This is a genomic window from Streptomyces sp. NPDC050161, assembly GCF_044460025.1.
Taxonomy (GTDB): Bacteria; Actinomycetota; Actinomycetes; order Streptomycetales; family Streptomycetaceae; genus Streptomyces.
In genome coordinates this window covers 426,204-450,200 of record NZ_JBITJM010000004.1, presented here as the reverse complement: position 1 = coordinate 450,200, position 23,997 = coordinate 426,204, and the positions used below count along the sequence as shown (strand labels likewise).

The following is a 23,997-nucleotide window of genomic DNA, read 5'->3' as shown; positions in this document are numbered from 1 at the left end:
GCCCTCCCGCCGCACGCACCCGGTACGTCGCGGCTCGACGGGGGCGACGTTCCCGCGCGCACGGCGGGCGGCTCACGAGGTGTCACGCGTGTTCGCCCACGCCGCCCCCCAGCAGGGCAGCGCCCAGTGAGCGCAGGGTGTGGTGGACGACGCCGCCCGAGCGGTGGGAGGTGATGAGGCCGGCCTCGCGCAGGATGGCGGTGTGGTGGGTGGCGGTGGCCGGGGAGACGTTCAGGCAGCGGGCCAGTTCGGTGCTGGTGCAGCCGGCGGCGATGACCTCCAGGGCCGCCGCTCTGGTCCGGCCCAGCAGGGCGGCGCACGGCTGCCGGTCGGCCGGTGCCTTGGGCGGGCCGTCGGTGTCCGCCCAGCCCAGGGTGTGCTCGATCGGGTACACCAGCACCGGTGGCAGCGCCGGGTCGCGGAGCATGATGGGCGCGCGCCAGCAGAAGAACGACGGGATCAGGCGGAGCCCGCGGCCGTCCAGGTGGATGTCGCGTACGCCGCGTACCCCGCGCAGTTCGAGAACCGGAGGGTTCCAGCGCAGCGCCGGGTGCAGTGTGGTGAACAGTTGCTCCACCCCGCCGCCCAGCGCGTGCCGCAGCCGGACCTGGCGGTCGACCTCGGCGTCGCTGCGGATCTGCGACCAGTACGGGGCGAGTGCGGTGGCGTGGTAGGTGCGCATCGCGCCCGCCAGCCTGCGCAGGCCGTCCGCGCGCAGGTCACGGGCCCAGGGCGGGACGCGGCGGGTGCGGGCGAACTGTCCGATGTCGGTGCGCAGTCGGCTCGCTGTGGTGCCGCGCACCGCGTCGAGGCCGGGTTCCAGGCCGGCGGCGGAGCGGGCGGGGGTCAGGAAGTCCGGTGAGTAGCCGCGCGGTGGGGCGAGCGTGGCCAGGCTCCGTTCCTGCCTCCCTAATCGTGGGAGGGTGCGCTGCCGCCATCGGTCGAACACCAGCGGCCCGTCGTGGCTCTGCAGCAGGTGCAGGCTGAGCAGTACCTCCCAGAGCGGGTCGGGCCCCTCTGCGACTTGGGTGCGTGCCAGATCTTCCGTGCCGAAATGCATCCGCACAACCATGCGGTGATCCCCGTTCCCCCGTCGGCAGGGCACGTCTCCCCCGTCCCCCATCCGGAATCCAGCATGCACCCACCGGCTGGGCAGTCAAGGCATTTTCGGCTTCAACTCCCGCGTGTACTGCGGGTTTTGAACCTCGTCGAACACGGTTGGGGAAGCGTTGCCCCGCGCCTGACGCTGAAGGCATCAGCAGAACCACCGGGGGCCCGGGGCACGACAGGCTCCAGCTCCCGGCCACGCACCGTACGGGGGAGGATGACATGCCCAACCTGATCTGGTTGGCGGACGTGCTCAGGAAGGACGGCCTGGCGGTCCAGGAGGATCCGGGCTGGCAGTCGCGCGGTCATGGCGAGATGGCCGACATCCGCGGCGTACTGCTGCACCACACCGGTGGGCCCGCGCAGGGCAACTACCCCAGCCTCCACATCGTCCGGGACGGGGATGCCTCGCTGGCCGGTCCACGCGCCCACCTCGGGCTGGCGCGGGACGGCAGTTGGATCGTCATCGCCGCGGGGATGGCCTGGCACGCGGGCAAGGGCGGGCCCTGGGCGAACGTGCCCAAGGACGACGCCAATCCCTACATGATCGGCATCGAGGCCGAGTCGGTGGGCACCAGGCCCGACTGGACCCCGCAGCAGCTCGACTCGTATCCGCGGGGTGTGGCGGCCCTGCTGCGGCACGCCAATCTGCCCGCCGAGAAGGCGATCGGGCACAAGGAGTGGGCGCCGGGGCGCAAGCCCGATCCGGCTTTCTGGCCGGGTGACATGGACGGCTTCCGGGCGAGCGTCAGGGGCATTCTCGAGGGTGCCCCGGTGCCGCCGTCGGGGCCTGGTCCGGGTGGCGGCGGCGCGGACTTCTCCACCTGGGGCAAGCAGGTCAGAGTGCACAAGGAAGCACAGCTCGCCTCGGAAGTCGTCAACACCCTCAACGTGCCGACGCCCGTGCATGTGGACTTCCAGCGGCGGGGAGATCTGGTGAACGCGGACGGGTTCAGCAACCCCTGGTGGGCACACGTCCCCGCACTGGGCGGCTTCCTGTCCAACATCTACATCGACACCCCACAGGCATTCCTGCCCAACGTCCCCGAGGGCTGACCCGCACCCGGCAGCACCGATCCGGCGAACTCACGGCTACAGCAGGGGGGACCGATGCCCTTCGCCCGGTTCCTCGGGTGGGGAAGACGGCACCTGGCCCACTCGGGAGAGCAGCACACCGCAGAGCAGCACACCTCGCCCACCGAGAACGAGCGGGCGGGACACAACGGGAGGGACACCATGGCCTACGACATCGAAGTGGCCAAGACCATCTACCGCGTCGGCAGGCAGCTCCAGGTCACGGACAAGGTCATGCTGGCCGCGTTCGAGACCGGCATCGTCGAGTCGGGGATGCAGAACCTGGACCACGGCGACCAGGACTCGATCGGCGTCTTCCAGCAGCGGCCGTCCCAGGGCTGGGGCACCCGCGAGCAGATCATGAACCCGGATTACGCGGCCCACAAGTTCTTCGAGCAGGCCATACCCAACGACCGCAAGGATCCCGGCCAGAGCCCCGGGAAGCTCGCCCAGAGCGTGCAGCGGTCGGCGTATCCGGAGCGGTACGACGCGAACGAAGGCCCCGCGAAGCAGCTGCTGGCCGAGGTGGCGGCGGCCGAGGGCGGCCAACCGCCGTCGGGGCCTGGTCCGGGTGGCGGCGGCGCGGACTTCTCCACCTGGGGCAAGCAGGTCAGGGTCCACAAGGAAGCACAGCTCGCCTCGGAAGTCGTCAACACACTCAACGTGCCGACACCCGTGCATGTGGACTTCCAGCGGCGCGGTGACCTGGTGAACGCGGACGGGTTCAGCAACCCCTGGTGGGCACACGTACCCGCACTGGGCGGCTTCCTGTCCAACATCTACATCGACACCCCACAGGCATTCCTGCCCAACGTCCCCGAGGGCTGACCCGTACGCGCGGACGATCCGCAGCCCCCGCACCGGGAGGCCCGCACCTCTGAGGAGGGCGGGCCTCCTGGCCTGTGCGCGGGCGGGGAGGGGTTCCCGTCGGTGCGCGGGCAAGGAGCGGTGCACGGGTGGGGGCGGTGCACGGGTGGGGGCGGTGCACGGGTGGGGGCGGTGCGCGGATGGGAGGCGGTGCGCGGGTGGGGAGCGGTGGCCGTCGCCGCGTGCGCGCCGGATCGGTCAACTCGGGTCGCCTGACTGCTCGTTCGTGGCTCGTGCCGCTCCCCCAGGGTGGCGGCGACTTCGAGACCGGTCGGCCGTATACGGGCGGTGGTGTGCCGGGGGCCGCCTCGTGTCGTCGGCCGTCGGCCGGTGCGGTGTTCGCTCGGTGTGGCCGGCGTCCCCGGCGGCTCCGACCTGCTGCGATGCCGCTTGCGGGGGCAGTCGGGCATGTGCCCCTGGCCCTGGCAGCCGGATTTCGCCACTGTGAAGGTTTTGCGACAAGCTGCGGACGGGTGTTGACGTCGTTCCGGCGCAGGTCGACCGCCACTGAACAGCAGGAATGAGACATTCCGCGTCAGAAATCCGGGGGCTCAACTGCCACTTCACTCTTGACCCACCTCATGCGCCAATCGAAGCTATGTCGGCCACAGCAGTCGAGGTCGGAGAGAGAGCTCACCGGTCTCGACTTCTTAGCGCCGCAGCGAGGTACTGACACGTATCTACGGGGGGTTCGATGCCTGAGCGCGACGTTGCTTCTGAACGCTTGAGCGGACGCATTTCCGCAAGCCCCAGTGCGTTACTCCACGAGGAGATCCTGGAACCCCAGTTCCGGTACGAGGCAAAAAATCTTCTTCCCTGGTACGTGGCCATCGAGAAGGTCCTGGCGTCCGAATACGGGCGCATGGAGCTGATCGGGGAGGAAGACGTCCGGCGCATCGGGCGACTGCTGAACGAGGTCACGGCCGACCGGATCCAGGCGGATCCGCAGGCGAATCACTCGGATATCGCCTTCGCCATGGAGAGGTATATCGAGCGACGGCTCACCACTCCCGTGCCCCGGTGGCATGTCGACCGGAGCCGCAACGACCTTCAATCCTGTGCGCAGTTGCTCTTCGGCAGGAGCCAGGTACTGCGGGCCGCCGCGTCACTCGCCGCTTTCGGGCGGTCCGCCCACCGGCTCGCCGCCCGTCATCTGCACACTCCGATGCCGGGGTACACGCACCTTCAGTCGGCCCAGATCATCACGCCCGGCTTCTACCTGGCGGCCGTGTCCGGCCAGGCACTTCACTCGCTGGAACGTTTCTTCAACACCTATCGGGGAATCGACCTCTGCCCGCTGGGCGCCGGTGCCATGGCCGGTCAGGAAATCCCCTGGGACCGCGAGAGGATGGCGCACCTGCTCGGTTTCCGGGCGGCCCATCCGCACGCCCTGGCATCGGTGGCATCGCGTGACTGGGTCGTGGAAATCACCGCGGAACTCTCCATACTCGCCACTTCGCTGGGCCGCTTCTGCACCGACCTGATGAACTGGGGAAGCGCCGAGTACGGGATGATCGAGCTTCCGGACGAACTCTCCGGCATATCGTCCGCCATGCCGCAGAAGAAGAACTATCCGATCCTGGAGCGCATCCGTGGAAAGACCGCGCACCTCACCTCGCTGCACCTGGACGTACTGCTCGGCCAGCGGAACACGCCGTACTCGAACTCGGTCGAGGTGTCCAAGGAGGCCGGCTCCCACCTGCTGGAGTCGTTCGACACGCTGTGCTCGACGCTGAATCTGTTCACCACGGTTCTCGACAATCTCCGATTCCGGGAACCGCGCATGCTGGCGGTGTGCGAACGCGAGTATCTGGGCGGGTTCTCGCTCGCCAATCTGCTCACCCTTGAAGAGGGGGTGCCGTGGCGCAAGGCGCAGGTCATCGCGGGTCAGTACATCACCGCAGCGGTGGGACGCGAACTGCTGCCCCGGCAGGCCGATCCGGGCCTGCTGTCGGACGTCGCCCTGAAAAGCGGCTTCACCCTCTCCAGGCCCGAACATCTCCTGACGGAAGCCTTCGACGTCCGCCGCGGACTGCTCCGGAAGAATTCTCCGGGATCCGCACACCCGGACGCGGTCCGCGCACTCCTGGACACCCAGTCCGTCCGTTTCGAGGCGCTGGAAGAGGAATGGTCCGCGTGCGGGGAAAGGACTGACGCCGCTCTCGCGGAGACCGACCGGCTACTCGGTATCGACGGTGGCGTGCCGGAATCCGCTCCTGCGGACGCACCAGGCGTGACCCGGTGAGCGCGGGAGATGCGGGACGGGCGGGAGACGCGGGAACGCGTCGTACCGGTCCCCTTTCCGTGGGAGCGGATCGTCACGTTTCCCTTTCCGGGGAAGCGGTCGGGACGGGTGCCGCTCACGGTACGTTCGGGGAGTTGTTGCAGGGGGTGCTCGAAGGGAACGGGCGCGACTTTCTGGTCACGTTGCCGATATCCCTGTCCTCCACCGCCGAATTCCGGCTGACCGAGGGCGCAGGCGAGGTGAAGGTCAGCCCCGTGCACAAGCGGAAGTCGCAGGCTCTGGCGCAGCGCATCCTGCGGGGCCGGCGGATCGACAGCGGCGGCGTCCTCACGCTGGCCAGCACGCTCCCGGAGGGAAAGGGGCTGGCCAGTTCGTCCGCCGATCTGGTGGCCACCGCCCACGCGGTGGGCGACTGTCTCGGGCTGCGCTTCACGGAGAGCGAGATCGAAGCGCTGCTCAGGGAAGTGGAGCCGTCGGACGGCGTCATGTACCGGGGCATCGTGGCCTTCTACCACCGGGAGGTCCAGTTGAAGGAACGGCTGGGCTTTCTGCCCCCGTTGACGATCGTCGCGCATGACATCGGGGGGATGGTGGACACGGTGCTTTTCAACCGGTCCCCCAAGCCCTTCGATGCGGCGGACCGGAAGAAGTACAGCAAGCTGCTCGACCGACTGCGTGAGGCGGTCTCGTGCGGCGATCTCGAAACGGTGGGCGAGATTTCCACCCATAGCGCACACATGAATTCGAAGATCATGGCGCGTGCGTACTTCGACGACATCCTGCGCATCTGTCACGAGGTCGAAGGGCTCGGTCTCGTGCTGGCACACAGCGGCACGAACCTCGGAATTCTGCTGCGTGACGACATCAGTGACCATGCGGACCGCCTGTCTCATGCCCGGAAGTCCTGTGAGGCGCTTCCCGGGGTCGTCTCGCTCTACCGCTCCATGGGTCCGCACAGCTATGACGCCGATGAAGAAGTGACCGTATCCAACAATTCGCGGGGGATATGACATGCTGTTCGGCAGCCTGGTCGATGCCATTGGCCATACTCCGCTGGTGCGTTTGCGTACCGCGGCGCCCGGCGTCGAGATCTACGCCAAGCTGGAGTTACAGAATCCGTTCGCGATGAAGGACCGGGTCGCCAGGAACATGCTCCTGGAGGCCAGGCGCACGGGGGCGCTGCGCGAGGGCGCACCCATCGTGGAGAGTTCGTCCGGCACCATGGCGCTCGGTGTGGCGCTGGTCGGGACGGCGCTCGGCCACCCGGTGCACATCGTCACCGACCCCCGGATCGATGCCCTGACCCTGGCGAAGCTGCGTGCGCTGGGGTGTGAGGTGCACGTCGTGCGGGCGATGACCAGCCACGGCTGGCAGAGTGCCAGGCTGGAGGAGTTGGAGCGGCTGATGGCCGGTCTGCCTGGCGCGTTCTGGCCCCAGCAATACAGCAATCCCGACAACCCCGGCGCATACCGGCTGTTGGCCGAAGAGATCCTGGCGGATCTCGGTCCGGTGGACGTGCTGGTCGGCTCGGTCGGCAGCGGCGGATCGCTGTGCGGAACGGCCATCGCGCTGCGGCGGACGCTGCCCGAACTGCGGGTGGTGGGTGTCGACTCGGTCGGCAGTGTGCTGTTCGGGCAGCCGGACGTCCCCGGGCGGCTGCAGAGCGGGCTGGGCAACAGCCTGTTGCCGAAGAACCTGAACCGGCGGGTCATCGACGAGGTGCACTGGCTCAACGACCGTGAGGCGTTCGAGTCCGCCCATGCCCTCGCGAGGGACCAGCAGGTGTTCGCGGGCAACACCTCGGGGTCGGTGTACCGGGTGCTGACGCATCTGGCGGCGCACGCGGAACCGGGCACCCGTGTCGTCGGCATCCTGCCGGACCGGGGCGACCGCTACGTCGGGACCGTGCACAGCGAGGACTTCTGGGCCGAGAAGGAACTGTCCGGGCTGGAGTCGCGCAGTGCCCCGGTGACCGTCCCGTTGGGGCAGGTCGTCCACGGCTGGTCCACCGCGTCCCTGCGGGAACTGCCGGACGCGCCACGCCACTTGCTGTTCGTGGAGTCCAACACCACCGGCACCGGCATGCTCGCGCTGTCCGTCGCGCGGCGTCTCGGCTTCGAGCCCGTGCTGCTGACCGGCGCCCCGGAGCGCTACGCGGGGCTGGACGAGGCCGGCTGCGAGGTGATCGTCTGCGACACCAACTCCCCGGTGGAATCGCGCCGGACGATCCAGGAGCGGTTCCGGCGCGAGGATCTGGCGGGTGTCACGACCACCAGTGACTTCTATGTGCCCGCCGTCGCGGAGCTGGCCGCCTGGCTGGGGTTGCCGGGCAATCCCGCCGACGCGGTGGCCGTGTGCCGTAACAAGGCGTTGCTGCGCGAGCGGCTGCGGGAGCACGGTGTGGCGCAGCCCGGGTTCGCCACGCTCACCGATGTCGCGGCGGTGCCCGCGGCGGTGGCCGCGGTGGGGCTGCCCTGTGTGGTGAAGCCCGCCGATGACTCCGGGTCGAACAACGTGCTGCTGTGCAGGACCGAGGAGGAGGCCGTCGCGCAGGCGCGGAAGATCCTCGGCATCCGTTTCAACGTCCGCGGGCTGCCCACCGCGGGCACCGTCCTGATCGAGGAGTACGTCGACGCCCCCGAGTTCAGCGTCGAGATGTTCAGTGGGGAGGGCGAGGCGCGCTGCGTGGGGATCACGGAGAAGAGCGTGACGGGGCTGCCGCACTTCGTGGAGTACCGGCATGTCTTCCCCGCCGCGCTGACGCCGGGAGAGGCGTCCGCCCTGGAGGACACTGTGCGTCGCGCCGTGCTCGCCACGGGCATCACGCTCGGCGCCACCCACACCGAGGTGCGTCTCACCCCGGAAGGGCCGGTGATCATCGAGATCAATCCGCGGCTGGCCGGCGGGATGATCCCGGAACTGGTCCAACTGGCCACCGGCACACAGTTGCTCGACCAGCAGGTGCGGGTTGCCGCGGGGCTGCCGTCCGAGCCGGTGCGGGCGCCCGCCCGGCAGGCAGGCATCCAGTTCCTGCTGGCGGACCGTGAGGGGCGCCTCGCCGAACTGGCCGGGGCCGACCGGGCGCAGGACACCCCCGGGGTGGACCGGGTGGTCGTCACCGCCGGGCAGGGGGCACAGGTGCGTGCGCCCCGTAACGCCTATGACCGTCTGGGCTATGTCATCGCTCACGCCGACACCTACGAGCAGGTCACCAAGATCCTGGCCGACGCCGTCGGCCGGACCGCCGTCGTCCTGGAGGGCGACGACGCACGAGAGGGGCACGCACAGTGATCGAACTGCGCAGCGACACGTTCACCCTGCCGACCCGGGAGATGCGCCGGGCCATGGGCGAAGCGCCCCTCGGGGACGACGTCTACGGTGAGGACCCGACGACGAACCGGCTGGAGGAGCTGGCCGCCGCCACGCTCGGCAAGGAGGCCGGGTGCTTCATGCCGAGCGGCACCATGGCGAATCTGGCGTCGATCATGGCGCATGTGCCGCGTGGCGCGAAGGCGTTGGTGGGCGACGAGAGCGACATCTACATCTACGAGGCCGGTGGCGCATCGGTGTGCGGCGGCGTCGTCTGCGAGCCGGTTCCCACGCAGCCGGACGGGCGGCTGCTCCTGGACGATCTCGCCAAGGGGTACCCGGACGAGCCGGAGGACCCGCAGTTCGCGCTGCCCGGACTGATCTGCCTGGAGAACACCCATAACCGGTGCGGCGGCGCCGTCCTGCCGCTGGATTACCTGCGCGAGGTCCAGCAGTTCGCCCGGGAGCGGGACACTCCGGTCCACATGGACGGTGCGCGGGTCTTCAACGCCGCGGTGGCCGCCGGTGTTCCGGTCGCGGACATCGCCCGGTACGCGGACTCCGTCCAGTTCTGCCTCTCCAAGGGGCTGTCGGCGCCCATCGGTTCCATGGTGGTGGGCACCAGGCCCTTCATCACCAAGGTGCACCGGATCAGGAAGATGCTCGGCGGCGGCATGCGGCAGACCGGGGTGGTCGCCGCGGCCGGCATCCTGGCCATCGAGAACGCCGGGCGGCTTGCCGATGACCACCGCAACGCCGGACGCCTGGCCGACGGTCTGGCGAAGATCCCGGGCATCGAGGTCGTCCCGGCGGCCACCCGGACCAACATCGTCATGTTCCGGGTCATCGACGACCGGTTCACCGTGCAGACCTTCGCGCAGGCGGCCGGCCGGCACGGTCTTGCCGTCGCCGAGCTGGGGCACGGGCGGCTGCGGGCCGTCACCCACCGCGGGCTGAGCGAACAGGACGTGGCCGACGCGGTCGACGTCGTCGCACGCGTACTGGCCGAGCCGGCCGGTCCCCTCTCGACCGAGGCAGGAGCCGGGAACCGTGTCTGAGCAGCCGAACACAGCGTTCCCCTCCCTTCCCGCCGCGCTCTCCCACTGGGCGGCGCAGCGGCCCGACGACGTCGCGTACGTCTTCGCGTCCCAGGACGGTGAACACCGCGTCAGTTACCGTGAGTTGGAGCAGTCCGCGCTCGGCGTCGCGGCGTTCCTCCAGTCGACCGCACAGCGGGGCGACCGGGTGCTGCTCCTGCTGCCGCCGGGCCTCGACTACCTGACCGCGTTCCTCGGCTGCCTGTACGCGGGGGTGGCGGCGGTGCCGCTGTACCCGCCGCGCCCCGGGGCGAAGCTCGACCGGATCGAGGCGGTGGTCCGTGACTGCCGGCCGTCGCACGCGCTCACCAGCGCCGGGCTGCTGGAACACCTCCAGGACATCCCGCGGTTCGCCGGGACGCACCAACTGGAGCTGCACAGCGTCGAGTCGGTCAGGGAAGCCGGTCCCGGCCCGTACCGTCCCGTCGCGCTCGACGGCGGGGAGCTGGCCTTCCTCCAGTACACATCGGGTTCGACCGGGCAGCCCAAGGGTGTGATGGTCGGGCACGGCAATCTCGTCGAGAACGAGCGGGCCATCGCCGAGGGGTTCGGGATCCGTCCCGACGACGTCATCCTCAGCTGGCTGCCGCTCTACCACGACATGGGGCTGATCGGCGCCGCGCTGCTGCCGCTGTACTTCGGCATCAAGGCCGTGCTGCTGGACACCTTCGCGTTCATCCACGATCCGCTGATCTGGCCGGAGGCCATCTCCCGGTACGGGGCGACCTGTTCCGGCGGGCCCAACTTCGCCTACCAGCTGCTGGCCGACCGGTACGACGCGGACCGGCTGGCCGGTGTCGATCTGGCCTCCTGGCGGATCGCGTTCAACGGGGCGGAGCCGATCATCCCGGCGACGCTGGAGAGCTTCGCCGCGCTGTACGGCCGGCACGGCTTCGACGAGCGGGCGGTGTACCCGTGCTACGGGCTGGCCGAGGCCACGCTGTTCGTCTCCGGCGCCGAGCCGATGACCGGCTACCGCAGCCTTCAGGTGAGCCGCCGCACGGTGGAGCGCGGGCGCCTCGATCACGCGGTGGCGGGGCGGGACGAGGATGTCGTCACCGTCGTGTCCTGCGGCAAGGCCGCCGCGCGCACCGGCATCGTGATCCGCTCGGACGACGGACGCGCTCTGGCGGACGGGGAGGTCGGCGAGATCTGCGTGCGCGCCGCGAGCGTGGCGGGCGGCTACTGGGGGCGTCCCGAGGTCTCCGAAGACACCTTCCGCGCGCGGGTGGCCGGGCAGGACGGTACTTTCCTGCGCACCGGCGACCTCGGTGCGCTCCGCGAAGGCCAGCTGTATCCGGTGGGCCGGCGCAAGGACTTGATCATCGTCGCCGGGCGCAATTTCTATCCGCACGACATCGAGAACGTCGCCACCGCCGTCTCCGGCGATCTGCGGCGCGGCTGCGCGGCGGCGTTCCAGCCCGATCTGGCGGAGCCCCGGGTGGTGCTGGTGCTGGAGGCGGCGCGGGCCGCGCTGTCCCGGCTGCGGGCCGATGCCGGGGCGGTGCGGGAGCTGGCGGCTGCGGTGCGCCGCCGGGTGGGTACCGAATGCGGTCTCGATCTGGCCGAGGTCGTGTTCGTCTTCCCCGGTTCGGTTCCCAAGACGTCCAGCGGGAAGATCCGCAGATCCGAGACGCGGCAGCGGTTCATCGAAGGGCGGCTGCGCCGGGTCGGCGAGGCGGCGGCGGAGCAGCCGGGCCCGGAGGCCGGTGCGGTGGACGTACGGGCTCTGGCCGCGTCGGATCCGCAGGTGGTGCGGGCGGCCCTGGCCCAACTGGTCGCGCCGCACGTGGGTGCCGCGCCGACGCCGGACGACTTCGCGCAGCCGCTGGCGGCGCTGGGGCTCGACTCGCTCAAGCTGGTGGCGCTGCGTACCGGCATCGAGCGGCATGCGGGGCGGCGGGTGGGCGCCGAGCTGTTCTTCGGTGACCGGTCGCTCGACGACGTCGCGCAGGCGCTGGCCACCGGGGCGCCCGCCGGGCCCGGGGCGGCGGACGGCGAGGGCGAGGTGCCTCCGGCCGACCCGGACCGTCCGTATCCGGCGACCGAGGGGCAGGTCCAGTTCCAGTTCCGTCATGAGCTGCTGCCCGACGACACGGCCCAGAACCTGCCGGTCGCCCTGCACGTCGGCCGCCGGCTCGACCCGGAGCGGATCCGTGCCGCGGTCGGCGCCGTCATGGCCCGTCATCCGGCGCTGCGGACCACCCTGGGGGAACCGGGGACTGGCACGCAGGTGCTGCACGAACCGGGCGCCCTGCGCCTGGACTTCAGCCACTGGGAGACCGGCGCCGACGACGACGGCGAGGCGCGGCGGCTGCTGGCGGACGTGGCGCACCGGCGGTTCGACCTCACCGGCGGCCCGCTGGTGCGTGCCGCGGCGGTGTGTGCGCCCGGCAGCACCGTGCTGCTGCTGACGGCCCATCATGCGGTGGTCGACTACTGGTCGCTGCGGATCGTCCTGGCCGAACTGCTGTCCTCGCTGCTCGACACCCCGCTGCCAGGACCGGGGCAGGACGCCGCGGGCGCGGCCCTCGGCGCGGTGGACTGGGCCAGGCACCAGGCCCGTGCGCTGGACACCCCGGACGCCAAGGGCCGGGTCGCCGAAGCGGCGGAGAAGTGGCGGCCGTTCCGCGGCCATCTGCTGTTCCCTTCGGACCGGCCGGCACCGCGCCGCCGTACTCCGGCGGGGGTGGTGGACTTCGCGGCGGACGCGGGCCTCACCCGCCGGGTGTACGAGGACGCCAGGGCTCAGGGGCAGACCCCGTTCGCCGTGCTCGCCGCCGCCTATCTGCGTGCGCTGCACCGGGTCACCGGCCAGGAGCGGATCGTCATCGCAACGCCGTACCACAACCGTTCCGACTGGCGGTTCTCCGGCACGGTCGGCTATCTGGTCAACATGGTGCCGCTGCTGGGCGACTTCCGTTCCGGTGACGCGGCCGGTGAGCTGCGCGCCCGCACCTGGCAGGAGCTGCGGCGTTCCATGGAGCTCGCGGACGTCCCCTTCTCCCGGCTCGTCAAGGCGCTGGAGCCGCCGCGGCACGGCCAGAACCCGCTGTTCCAGGCGACGTTGACCTTCCAGCAGTCCGCGGACGGCCTGCTGGACGACGGGTTCGCGATTCCGTGGAGCGGGTGCCGGCAGACGCTGGGCGACGTCCAGGTGGGCGCCGTCGACATTCCGCCGCGCGACACGGCCTTCGCGGTGAGCCTGTACGGCACCCGGGACGGCGACCGCCTGGTGTTCCGCCTGGAGCACCAGGAGCACCTGGTCCCCGCGGAGACCGCGCACCGGGTGCGTGACGCGTTCCAGGCCGCCCTGGCCGAGTTCACCGGCCCCGCCGACCCACCCCGCGGCACCAAAATCGCTGGAGGCTGACATGAAGGAGAACACCGTGCCGACCTCGCCTCTGGCGGACGTGGACAGCCTGACCGAGGCGTTCGACGCCGTCGTGCGGGCACACGGCCGGCGCACCGCGGTGCGCTGCGGCGACCTGTCGCTGACGTACCGGGAACTCGACGAGCGGGCCAGGTCCCTGGCCGCCGCCGTGAAGGACCGGGCCGGGGAGCCCGAGCGCCCGGTCGGCATCCTGCTGGAGCGGTCGGCCGACATGGTGGCCGCCGCCCTGGCCGCGCTGCGCACCGGTTCCTCGTATGTGCCGCTCGACCCGTCGAGCCCCGCGGCGCGCCTGGAGCTGATCCTTCAGGACGCGGCGCCCTCGGTGGTCATCACCTCCCGTGACCTGGCGGGGCTGCTGCCGGACGGGGTGCCCGCGGTGTGCGTGGACGATCCGCTGCCCCCGCCCGCGACGGGCGCGCCGGTGGCCGTGGACCGCGACACCCGCGCGTACGTCATCTTCACCTCGGGAACCACCGGGCGCCCCAAGGGAGTTCAGGTCTCGCACGGCAATGTGCTGCGCCTGTTCACCAGCACCGAGTCCCTTTACGGCTTCGGGCCCGACGACGTGTGGACGCTGTTCCATTCGTTCGCGTTCGACTTCTCCGTGTGGGAGATGTGGGGCGCGCTGCTGTACGGGGGCTGCGTGGTGGTGGTGCCCCGGCGGACCGCCCAGGATCCGCAGGCGTTCCGCGGCCTGCTGGACGAGGCGCGGGTGACGGTGCTCAACCAGACCCCGACGGCCTTCAAACAGCTCATCGCCGAAGACACCAGGCACCAGGACCGGCTGCCGCTGCGCTGGGTGGTGTTCGGCGGGGAGGCGCTGCACTTCTCCGACCTGAGCCGCTGGGTGGCCAAGTACGGCGACGAGGGACCGGCGCTGGTCAACATGTACGGCATCACCGAGACCACCGTGCACGCCTCCCACCGCAGGGTGCGCGGCGCCGACCTGAAGGACGGCCGCTCGCTGATCGGCCGTCCGCTGCCCGACCTGGACTTCGTCCTGGTCGACGACGCGCTCGCGCCGGTGCCCGACGGCGAGACCGGCGAGATCCTGGTGACCGGGCCCGGTGTGGCGGCCGGCTATCTGGGCCGTCCCGACCTCACCCGCGAGCGGTTCGTCGATCTGCCGGGCGGCGGCCGTGGCTACCGCTCCGGCGACCTGGCCCGGCGCACGCCGGAAGGGGAGTTCGCCTACGAGGGGCGCAAGGACGACCAGGTCAAGATCCGCGGGTTCCGCATCGAACTCGGCGAGATCCAGGCGGCGCTCAACGACGTCCCTGCCGTCCGCCAGGCCGCCGTGGTGGTGACCAGGCCGCAGACGCCGCCGGCCGGTCCCGTGGTCAAGGAACCTGAGCTGTCGCCGCGGATCACGGACGTGCGGGACCTCGTACGGGGCAAGGCCCGCGCCCGCAGGCCGGGGAGCGACGTCCCCCGGATCGTGGCGTACGTGGTGGGCGACGGCGGGCTCGACGCCGACGACCTGTTCGCGCGGCTGCGCAGGCGCCTGCCGCCGTACATGATCCCCGCGTTCGTGGTGCCCGTCGACGCGCTCGCCGTCAACCACAACGGCAAGGTCGACCAGGACCGGCTGCCCGCGCCCACCGCCGCCAACTCCCTGCGGGAGTCGGCCCCGAAGGCCGCCCCTGCGGGTGCGTCCGACGCCGGGACGGGCGCCATCCGCGAGGTGTTCGCCGATGTCCTGGGCGTGGCCGGGATGACGGATGACGACTCCTTCTTCAGTGTGGGCGGCGACTCGATCCTGGCGCTGAAGCTGCGCTCCCAGGCGCTCAAGCGCGGGATCTCCCTGGAACTCGGCGACATCTACGCCCTCCAGACGCCGCGGGCGCTGGCCGCCGTCGCCGAGTGGGTGTCGGAGTCCGAACAGCAGCCGCCCGCCGAGCCGTTCGCTCTGCTCGACGCGGCGGACCGCAGGGCGCTGCCCGCGGACGGCATCGAGGACGCCTACCCGGTGGGGACGCTCCAGGCCGGCCTGCTCTTCCACAGCGCCTACGAGAGCGAGGTGAACATGTACTGCGACATCTTCATGTTCCGGCTCCGTGGGGCGGCGTACGACGACGAGGCGATGCGGCGGGCCGTGGCGCGGGCCGTGGAACGCCATGACGTGCTGCGGACCTCGTTCCACTTCTCCGGCTACTCCCGGCCGCTCCAGCTGGTGCACCGCTCGGCCACCCTGCGCGTCGCGGTGGAAGACCTGCGCGGGCAGGCGCCGCACGAGCAGGAGGCGCAGCTGGCGCAGTGGCAGCAGCGCGAGCGGCTCATCCCGTACGACTGGGCCGAGCCCCCGCTGATCCGCTTCGCCGTGCACCTGCTGGGCGACGACGAGTTCCTGTTCTCGATGAGCTTCCACGACGCGCTGCTCGACGGCTGGAGCGAGTCGTCGCTGATCACCGAGATCCTCGCCGACTACTGGGCGCTCCGCGACGACCCGCAGCTGCCCGCCGCCCCGCGCGCGGTGCGCCGCTACGCCGACTACATCGCCCTGGAGCAACAGGCGCTCGACGACGGCACGGTGACGGACTTCTGGGCCAAGGAGCTGGCCGACGCCGAGCCGACGCTGCTGCCGCGCGGGGCCGACGGCCCGTCCGACGTGCACCAGGGGACCATGGGCTTCCTGGCCGTGGACATCGACCCCGACCTGTCGGACGCGCTGGACGACCTGGCGCGCGAGCACAGCGTCTCGCTCAAGCACGTCCTGCTGGCCGTGCACGCCCGGGTGCTGGCCGCGCTCACCGCGCGCGACCGGGTACTGCTCGGCGTGGAGTCCAACGGCCGGTTCGAGGGCGAGGGCGGCACCGATGTGCTGGGAGTGCACCTGAACGTGGTGCCCTACCTGCTGCCCACCCGAGGCGTCGTCTGGCACGACCTGATCAGGGCCGCCTTCGACAAGGAGAACGCCCTGCTGCCGGTGCGCCGGTACCCCTACGCCGAGCTGATCAGGCTCGCCGGGGCCCGTGAGCTGACCGACGTCAGCTTCAACTACACGCACTTCCACAGCTACGAGCGGCTGGCGGACGCGACCGGGTTCCAGGTGCTGGACGCCAAGGCGTACATCCAGACGCACTTCACGCTGCGCACCGAGTTCAACAAGGACCCCTTCAGCAAGCTGCTGACGCTGGACCTGGAGGCCAACGTCCAGCGGGTCACCGAGGACCAGCTGCGCACCATCGGCCTGATGTACCGCAATGCGCTGGCCCACGTGGCGGCGCACCCGCACGCCCTGCCCACACAGCGCGAACTGCTGGGCGATGACCGGTGGCAGGAGCTGCTGGACGGGGCCGGGCAGCCGCCGGTGCCGCTGTCGGCGCCGGGCTTCTTCACCCGCTTCGACGAGGCGGTACACCGGTACGCGGACGAGACCGCCGCCCGGTGCGGGGACGACGCGCTCACCTACCGCGAACTCGCCGACCGCGCGGGCGCGTTGGCGGCGTGGCTGCACGAGCAGGGGGTGCGGCCCGGCGAGGTGGTGGCGCTGGGCGCCGCCCGCGGGCTCGATCACCTGACCGCCGTGCTCGCCGTGCTGCGCACCGGCGCCGTGTACCTGCCGCTGCCCGGCGGCCCGGTCCGCCGGGTGGCCGGCATGCTGCGGACCAGCGGCGCCCGTACGGTGCTGTGCGATGCCGCGTTCCGGGCCGCCGTCACCGAAGCCGCGGGCGACGGGATTCCGGTACTCGACCTGGCGCGGGCGCTGGGCGAGTCCGCGGGGCGCGCGCCGTACACCGGCCCCGCGCCCACCGGACGGGACGCCGCCTACGTGATCTTCACGTCGGGGTCGACGGGCGAGCCCAAGGGTGCGCTGCTGCGGCACGACGGGATGCTCAACCACCTGGAGGCCAAGCTCGGCGACCTGGAGATGGGCCCGGGTGACCTGCTGTCCCAGGACGCGGCGAGCACCTTCGACATCTCGGTGTGGCAGCTGCTGGGCCCGCTGGTGGTCGGGGCCACCACCGTGATCTACCCCGATGACCTCAGCCAGGACCCGCCCCGCCTGCTGCGGGCGGTGGCCGACGACGGCATCACGGTCCTGGAGGTCTCGCCGTCCGTCCTCAGCGTGTTCAGCTCCGAGCTGGCCTACCACGGGGCGCAGGCGTTCGGTCCTTTCGCGCTGCGCTGGGTGGTCTCCAGCGGCGAGACGCTGACGCCGCGCTGCGCCAACGCCTTCCGGCGGCAGCTGCCGCAGGTGCGGCTGCTGAACATGTGGGGCGCCACCGAGGTGTCCGACGACTGCACCCACCACGAACTGGTCGGCGAGGCGGACGAGCGGGCGGCGTCGGTGCCGGTGGGCCGTCCGATCCGCAACGCCAAGGTGTACGTGCTCGACGCGGACCGGCAGCCGGTGCCCCTGGGCACCCCGGGCGAGCTGTACGTCGGCGGGCTGTGCGTGGGCGCCGGCTACGTCAACGACGAGGAGCGTACGGCGGCGGCGTTCGTCCCCGACCCGTTCGCCGGTGACCCGTCGGCCCTCGTGTACCGCACGGGCGACTGGGGGCGTCAACTCGCGGACGGCACCTTCGAGTTCATCGGCCGTATCGACAGCCAGCTGAAGATCCGCGGGCACCGCATCGAACTGGGCGAGGTCGAGCGTGCCCTCGCCGGTGTCGGTGACCTCCAGGAGAGCGCCGTGGTCGTCCGCGACGGCGGCGAAGGCGCGCAGCTCGTCGGCTTCTTCGTGCCGAAGGCGGCCGAGAGGCGGGCGCCGGACGAGACCGCACCGCCTGCGGCGGAGGTCCGCCGGATCGCCGTCACGGCCGCCGCGCTGCGCGACCGGCTCGCCGAGACGCTGCCCCGGTACGCCGTCCCCGACTACCTGATCCCGCTCGACGGGCTGCCGCGCACCCCGCACGGCAAGGTGGACACCGCGGCGCTCGCCCGCTGGGACCTGACGGCCGTCGCCGCAGGTGACGAGCAGGACGGCGGGCCCGCAACCCCCACCGAGAACACCGTCATCGACGTGTGGACCGCGGTGCTCGGCCTCGACCGCAGGCCGTCCCCCGGCACCCACTTCCTGGACGTGGGCGGCCACTCGCTGCACGCGACCCAGGTCATGGCGCGGCTCAGGGACCGTCTGGGGCAGGACCTGCCGCTGCGCCTGCTGTTCGAGAACCCGACGCCGCGCGCCCTGGCGGCCCGGCTCGACGAGGTGGCGTCGGACCACTCGTCCGCGGACGCCGGTGGTCTGCGGATCCCGCCGCGCGCCGCGGGGGCGGACACCTTCCCGCTCACCGCCGGCCAGTCGAGCCTGTGGTTCCTGAACCAGGTCGATCCCGACGACCGTGCCTACGACAACACGTCGCTGCTGCGCCTGTCGGGCCCGCTGGACGCCGAAGCGCTGCGCGGCGCCGTGGAGTTGCTGGCCGACCGCCACGAGATCCTGTCCATCCGGTTCGGCGCCAGGGACGGCGTCCCGTACCAGGCGGCGGATCCGGAGGCGCGGGTGCGTCTGGAGACCGAGGACGCCGTCGGGCTCGGGCTCGACGCACCCGATGCGATGGTGGCGCACGTGCGGGAACAGGCGCTGGCGCACCGCTTCGACCTGGCCCGCGGGCCGCTGGTCGTCGCGCGCCTGTACCGCTTCTCCCCCACCGAGCACATCCTGCGGTGGAGCAGTCATCACACCGTCTCCGACGGCTGGTCCACGGACGTGGCGGTCCGGGAGATCACCGAGGCGTATCTGGCCGCCGTCGAGGGGCGGCAGCCTCAACTGCCCGGACTTCCGGCGCAGTACGGGGACTTCGCGGTGTGGCAGCGGGACTTCCTGGCCGCGCAGGCCGGCCAGGAGCGGGCGTTCTGGCGCGGGTACCTGGACGGCTGCCCCGACACCCTCGCACTGGCCACCGACAGCGAACGCACCGAGGACCGCTCCCGTGCGGCCGGGCAGCTGACCACGGTCTGGGACCGTGCCACGGCGGAGGGGATCGGGGCGCTGGCCCGCGCCCACGACAGCACGCCGTTCATGGTCTTCCACGCGGCGGTCGCGGCGGTCATGTCACGGTTCGCCCAGCAGTCCGACCTGGTGCTGGGCGCGGCGGTCGCCGGGCGCACCCTGCCGGAGACCGAGAACCTGATCGGCTTCTTCGCCAACACCCTGCCGTTCCGCTACCACGTCGAGCCGGGCTTGAGCACCACGCGGCTGCTGGAGACGGTGACGGCGAGCGCGCTGGAGGCGCTGGAGCACCAGCATCTGCCGTTCCAGGAGATCGTCCGGGTGACGGGGGCCGAACGGCGTCCCGGCACCTCGCCATTGGTCCAGGTGCTGGTGACGGTGGACAACTATCCGCTGCGCCTGGACGGGATACCGGGTCTGGTCGGCGCTCTGGAGCAAGTGCCGTCGGCCACCAGCCAGTTCGACCTGTCGTTCCGGTTCGTGGCGGACGGCGCGCCGGGGCTGACGCTCCAGTACGACACCACGCTCTTCACCGAGGAGAGCGCCGGGCGGCTGCTGCGGGCGGTCGGGGCGATGCTGGCGGGTTTCCTGGCCACGCCGGACCGCGAGCCGCACCGCATCACGCTGATCGACACCGCCGACCAGGAGGCGCTGCGGCGTATCTGGCAGGACGTCAGCGGCGGGCTGCTCGACTTCGGCGACTCGGCCGACGCCGTGCAGGTGGCCGAGTCGCCCCACTGGGAGGAGTTCCTCCGGCGGGTGGACGACGGCGGCCTGCTGTGCGCCCTGCTGCTCGCACTCTGACGGACCAGGTGCCCGTGACGAGGGCGGAAGGAACACATCGATGAACAAGGACCGTGTGGAACAGCTGCGCCGGCGCGTCGCGCTGCGCGCCGGGCAGGGCGGCACCGCGACCGCCGCCGCGCCGGCCCCGTCCGGTGTGCAGGACGCCGGATCGCTGACCGAAGCCTTCGCCGCGGCCGTGCGGGCGTACGGCGACCGGGTGGCCGTGCGCTGCGGGGCGCAGTCGCTGACCTACCGGCAGCTCGACGAGCGGGCCGCCGTGCTCGCCGCCGCGCTGGCTCCCCGCAGCGGGGGCCCTGCCAGGCCGGTGGGCATCCTGCTGGAACGGTCGGCCGACATGGTGGCCGCCGCGCTCGCCGTGCTGCGGACCGGCTGCTGCTATGTGCCGCTCGACCCGTCGACCCCGCCCGCCAGGCTCGGGCTGATCCTTCAGGACGCGGCGCCCGCCGTGGTCCTCACCTCCCGCGACCTGGCGGCTGCGCTCCCCCCCGACCAGCCGGTGCTGTACGTGGACGAGTTGGCCCCGGCGCCCGTCGAGGGCAGCACGGGCGGGCCGGCCGCGGACCGCGACAGCCGCGCGTACATCATCTTCACCTCGGGCACCACCGGCCGTCCCAAGGGCGTCCAGGTCACCCACGGCAATGTGCTGCGGCTGTTCAGCAGCAGCGAGGGGCATTACGGGTTCGGCCCCGACGACGTCTGGTCGCTGTCCCACTCCTTCGCCTTCGACGTGTCGGTGTGGGAGATGTGGGGTGCGCTGCTGTACGGCGGGACGCTGGTGGTGGTGCCCAAGGACGCGGTGCAGGACCCGGCCGCCTTCCGCGGGCTGCTGCGGGAGGAGCGGGTGACGGTGCTCAGCCAGACCCCCACCGCCTTCAACCAGCTCATCGCCGAGGACGTCCGGCACCCCGACCGGCTGCCGCTGCGCTGGGTGGTGTTCGGCGGCGAGGCCCTGCACTTCTCCGACCTCAAGCGCTGGACCGCCAAGTACGGGGACGACACCCCGGCGCTGGTGAACATGTACGGCATCACCGAGACCACCGTCCACGCCTCCTTCCGCCGGGTCCGCCTGCCGGACCTGGACCGGGGCGTCTCCCTCATCGGCCGCCCCCTGCCCGACCTGGACTTCCTGCTGCTCGACGAGAATCTGGCGCCGGTCCCCTTCGGTGAGATCGGCGAGATCGTGGTGACAGGACCCGGCGTGGCGCTCGGCTACCTGGGGCGGCCCGAGCTGACCAGGGAACGGTTCGTCGAGCTGCCGGGCGGGCGCGGGTACCGGTCGGGCGACCTGGCCCGGATCGTCCCCGACGGCGAGTTCGAGTACCACGGCCGCAAGGACGACCAGGTCAAGATCCGCGGCTTCCGCATCGAACTGGGCGAGGTGGAAGGGGCGCTGCGGGGCCTTGACTGCCTGACCGAGGCCGCGGTGGTGGCCCACGACCTGCCGGAAATCGGCCGGACGCTGGTGGCCTACGTCGTCGCGGACGGCCCGGAAGTTCCCGCGGCTGAACTGCGGCGGCGGCTGGCGCGGGTGCTGCCCGACTACATGGTGCCCGGCGTGTTCGTCCCGCTCGGCCGGCTGCCGCTGACCCCCAACGGCAAGCTCGACCGCAGGGCGCTGCCCGATCCGTCGGCGGCGGGTCACCCGGCCGAGCCGGAGAGCGCCGTCGTGGACTCCGCCGCGGACGCGGGCCGCGACCCGGTGGAGACCCGCATCGTCGCGGCCATGTCCGACCTGCTGCGCACCGAACAGATCACCCCGGATGGCGACTTCTTCGACCTGGGCGGGCATTCGCTGCTGGCCATCCGGCTGCTGGCGCGGATCCGTACCGACTTCGGGGTGACCGTCGCGCTGCGCGACTTCCTGAGCGATCCCACCGCGCGTGCCCTGGCCGCCACCGTGCGCGACGGATCCGCCGCCGGACGTGGCGACGGGCCGGTGCCTCCCCTCCTGAAGGCGCCGGAAGGCGACCGCCAACCCGCCACCTCCGCCCAGCAGCGGCTGTACTTCCTCTCCCGTCTGGAGCCGGACAGCTCGGCGTACAACCTGCACCTGTCCGTGCTGCTGGACGGTGACCTGGACGAGGCGGCGCTGTGCCGCGCCTTCGGCGCGCTGGCCGACCGGCACACGCCGCTGCGTACGGTGCTCCGCCTGGTGGACGGCGAGGTCACCGCGGTCACCCGGCCGGCCGGTGAGTTCCGTCCTGTGGTGGAGGAGCCGCCGGCCGACGCCGGTGGCGGCACGCCGGACGAGGTGGCCCGCGTCGTCGGGCGGCTGGCCGACGAGGAGACCGCCAGGCCGTTCGACCTCGAAGCGGACCTGCCGCTGCGGGTGCGGCTGATCCCGTTCGGGCCGCGGCTGCACGCGCTGCTGGTGACCATCCATCACGCGGCCGGTGACGGCTGGTCCAACGCCGTGCTCGGCCGCGAACTGCGGCTGCTCTACACACACTTCAAGGAACAGCCGCAGGCCGGGGACAACCCGCTGCCGCCGCTGCCCGCGACGTACGCCGACTACGCGCACAGCATGCGGGAGTGGCTCGGCGGTCCTTCCTCCGAGCCGGACATCGACTACTGGGAGGGGCGTCTGACCGACCTGCCGGACGAGCACGGTCTGCCCATGGACCGGCCGCGTCCGCAGCGGATGACGCACCACGGGAGCACCCTCACCCACCCCGTGCAGGGCGCGGCGGCCACGGCGGTGCGCCAGGCGTGCCGGTCGGCCGACGTCACCTTGTTCATGCTGCTGCAGGCGGCCTTCGCACTGTTCGTCGCGCGGCGCGGCAAGGAACCCGACGTGGTGCTCGGCACGCCGGTGGCCAACCGCCCGTCCCCCGACTTCGACGACGTCATCGGGATGTTCGTCAACACCATGGTGCTGCGCACCCGGGTCGGCACGTCCGGGACGTTCGGTGACCTGCTGGCGCAGGTGCGTGACCAGACGCTGCGCGATCTGGAGCACCAGCACGTGCCCTTCGAGGAGTTGGTCAGGCGGCTGAACCCGCGGCGCTCCGCGCAGCACACCCCGCTGTTCCAGCTGATGCTGGTGGTGCAGAACAACGAGCGGGTGCCGCTGGGCCTGGACGGGCTGTCGGTGACGCCCGTGCGGTTCCCCGAACAGGAGGCAAAGACGGACCTGGTGCTCGATGTGGCCGAGGACGGCGAGGACTTCGACCTGCGCTGGCGGTACAACACGGACCTGTTCGACCGGGAGACGGTGGAGGGGATGGCCCGGGAGTTCGCCGAGCTGCTGGAGCGGGTCTGCAGCGACCCGCGCACCCCGCTCGTCGCGCCGTCCGAGGCAGCCGCCGGCACGGCGCAGCGGGCCGCGGGTGCCCTGTTCCCGCTGCGCAGGAATCCGGGCGGGGCGCCGCCCGTGTTCGCGTTCCCCGGCATCCTGGGGCTCGGCGCCTCCTACGCCCAGCTGTCCGCCTGCTTCCCCGAGCGGTCCTTCCACGCCCTGTCCACCAAAGAGCTGGTGCGGGCGCACGGCGAAAGCCTGACGGTGCCCGCGCTGGCCGAGGAGTGTGCGGGGGTCATCGCCGACGAGGCGGCGGGCCGTCCTGTGCATCTGGTGGGCCACTCCTTCGGCGGGGCCCTGGGGCATCACGTCGCCGCCGCCCTGACGGAACGCGGTCACCCGGTGCTGTCGCTGGTACTGCTGGACTCGCTCGTCCCCGAGGCGCTCCAGGCGGAACTGTCCGTGCCCCGCGGCGAGTTGCTGGCGTTCTTCCTCGGCAGTCTGGCGGCGGCCTTCCCCGAGATCGGCCGGCAGCACGCCGAGGGGGTGGCCCGCGACCTGCGGACGCTGCCGGAGGCCGAGGTGCTGCGGAAAGCGGAAAAGATCATGGGGCCCGCGGTCGAACTGCTCGGCGGCACGCTGCACGAGGCGTTCGACCGCTACCTGCGCCTGGCCGGATTGCGCTGGCCGCGGACCGGTGGCGGGGCGGGTGTGCCCACACTGCTGGTGGAAGCCGCCGAAGCGAACGGTCAGGGCAGGGCGGAACCCCGGCCGGACTGGGAGCGTCTGCTGTCCGGCCGGCTGACCTGCGGGAGCGTTCCCGCCGACCATGAGGGAATGCTGCGCCACCCGCACACGGAGACGGTCGCCGGGCTGATGCGGCGCTTCTTCGCTCCGTACGACCGCGGCTCCGCCCCGGCGAGCACGCCGACGCAACTGTGAAGGGACATCGGCCAC

At 71.6% G+C, this 23,997-nt stretch carries 10 protein-coding genes; 9 read left to right on the top strand and 1 reads right to left on the bottom strand.

Features of this window, described 5'->3' with window-relative positions:
* Positions 1–82 precede the first annotated feature (82 nt).
* The gene (locus tag ACIBK8_RS09745; protein WP_399041158.1) at positions 83–1,060 is read right to left on the bottom strand and encodes an ArsR/SmtB family transcription factor; all 978 of its coding nucleotides are present in this window, start codon (positions 1,058–1,060) and stop codon (positions 83–85) included.
* Positions 1,061–1,329: 269 nt separating this feature from the next.
* On the opposite strand from ACIBK8_RS09745, the gene ACIBK8_RS09740 reads away from it, so the two are divergent.
* From ACIBK8_RS09740 to ACIBK8_RS09700, 9 genes are all read left to right on the top strand, one after another.
* On the top strand, positions 1,330–2,163 hold the full coding sequence (locus tag ACIBK8_RS09740) for an N-acetylmuramoyl-L-alanine amidase (RefSeq protein ID WP_399041157.1): 834 nt from the start codon (positions 1,330–1,332) through the stop codon (positions 2,161–2,163).
* A gap of 54 nt (positions 2,164–2,217) precedes the next feature.
* Positions 2,218–3,009 carry a hypothetical protein gene (locus tag ACIBK8_RS09735; RefSeq protein ID WP_399041156.1) on the top strand — a complete coding sequence of 264 codons (792 nt, stop codon included), beginning with the start codon at positions 2,218–2,220 and terminating at the stop codon, positions 3,007–3,009.
* A gap of 862 nt (positions 3,010–3,871) precedes the next feature.
* Positions 3,872–5,293: an argininosuccinate lyase gene (locus ACIBK8_RS09730; protein WP_399041155.1), complete on the top strand. Its 1,422-nt coding sequence runs from the start codon at positions 3,872–3,874 to the stop codon at positions 5,291–5,293.
* Positions 5,294–5,427: 134 nt separating this feature from the next.
* A complete protein-coding gene (locus ACIBK8_RS09725; RefSeq protein ID WP_399041153.1) occupies positions 5,428–6,303 on the top strand; it encodes a kinase in 876 nt (291 codons plus the stop codon).
* 1 nt (position 6,304) lies between these two features.
* On the top strand, positions 6,305–8,584 hold the full coding sequence (locus ACIBK8_RS09720) for a pyridoxal-phosphate dependent enzyme (protein WP_399041152.1): 2,280 nt from the start codon (positions 6,305–6,307) through the stop codon (positions 8,582–8,584).
* Positions 8,581–9,660, top strand: coding sequence for a GntG family PLP-dependent aldolase (locus ACIBK8_RS09715; RefSeq protein WP_399041150.1), 1,080 nt, complete (start codon positions 8,581–8,583; stop codon positions 9,658–9,660). The genes ACIBK8_RS09720 and ACIBK8_RS09715 overlap by 4 nt, the downstream gene beginning before the upstream one ends.
* Positions 9,653–13,072, top strand: coding sequence for an AMP-binding protein (locus ACIBK8_RS09710; RefSeq protein ID WP_399041149.1), 3,420 nt, complete (start codon positions 9,653–9,655; stop codon positions 13,070–13,072). The genes ACIBK8_RS09715 and ACIBK8_RS09710 overlap by 8 nt, the downstream gene beginning before the upstream one ends.
* A 1-nt stretch (position 13,073) precedes the next feature.
* A complete protein-coding gene (locus tag ACIBK8_RS09705; protein WP_399041147.1) occupies positions 13,074–19,799 on the top strand; it encodes an amino acid adenylation domain-containing protein in 6,726 nt (2,241 codons plus the stop codon).
* Between the two features lie 40 nt (positions 19,800–19,839).
* The gene (locus tag ACIBK8_RS09700) at positions 19,840–23,982 is read left to right on the top strand and encodes an amino acid adenylation domain-containing protein (RefSeq protein WP_399041146.1); all 4,143 of its coding nucleotides are present in this window, start codon (positions 19,840–19,842) and stop codon (positions 23,980–23,982) included.
* Positions 23,983–23,997: the final 15 nt, after the last annotated feature.

Excerpts from the sequence above, each read along its gene's own strand:
- ACIBK8_RS09745 (WP_399041158.1), bottom strand. The coding sequence starts at position 1,060 with ATGCATTTCGGCACGGAAGATCTGGCACGCACCCAAGTCGCAGAGGGG.
- ACIBK8_RS09740 (WP_399041157.1), top strand. The coding sequence starts at position 1,330 with ATGCCCAACCTGATCTGGTTGGCGGACGTGCTCAGGAAGGACGGCCTG.
- ACIBK8_RS09735 (WP_399041156.1), top strand. The coding sequence starts at position 2,218 with ATGCCCTTCGCCCGGTTCCTCGGGTGGGGAAGACGGCACCTGGCCCAC.
- ACIBK8_RS09720 (WP_399041152.1), top strand. The coding sequence starts at position 6,305 with ATGCTGTTCGGCAGCCTGGTCGATGCCATTGGCCATACTCCGCTGGTG.
- ACIBK8_RS09705 (WP_399041147.1), top strand. The coding sequence starts at position 13,074 with ATGAAGGAGAACACCGTGCCGACCTCGCCTCTGGCGGACGTGGACAGC.
- ACIBK8_RS09700 (WP_399041146.1), top strand. The coding sequence starts at position 19,840 with ATGAACAAGGACCGTGTGGAACAGCTGCGCCGGCGCGTCGCGCTGCGC.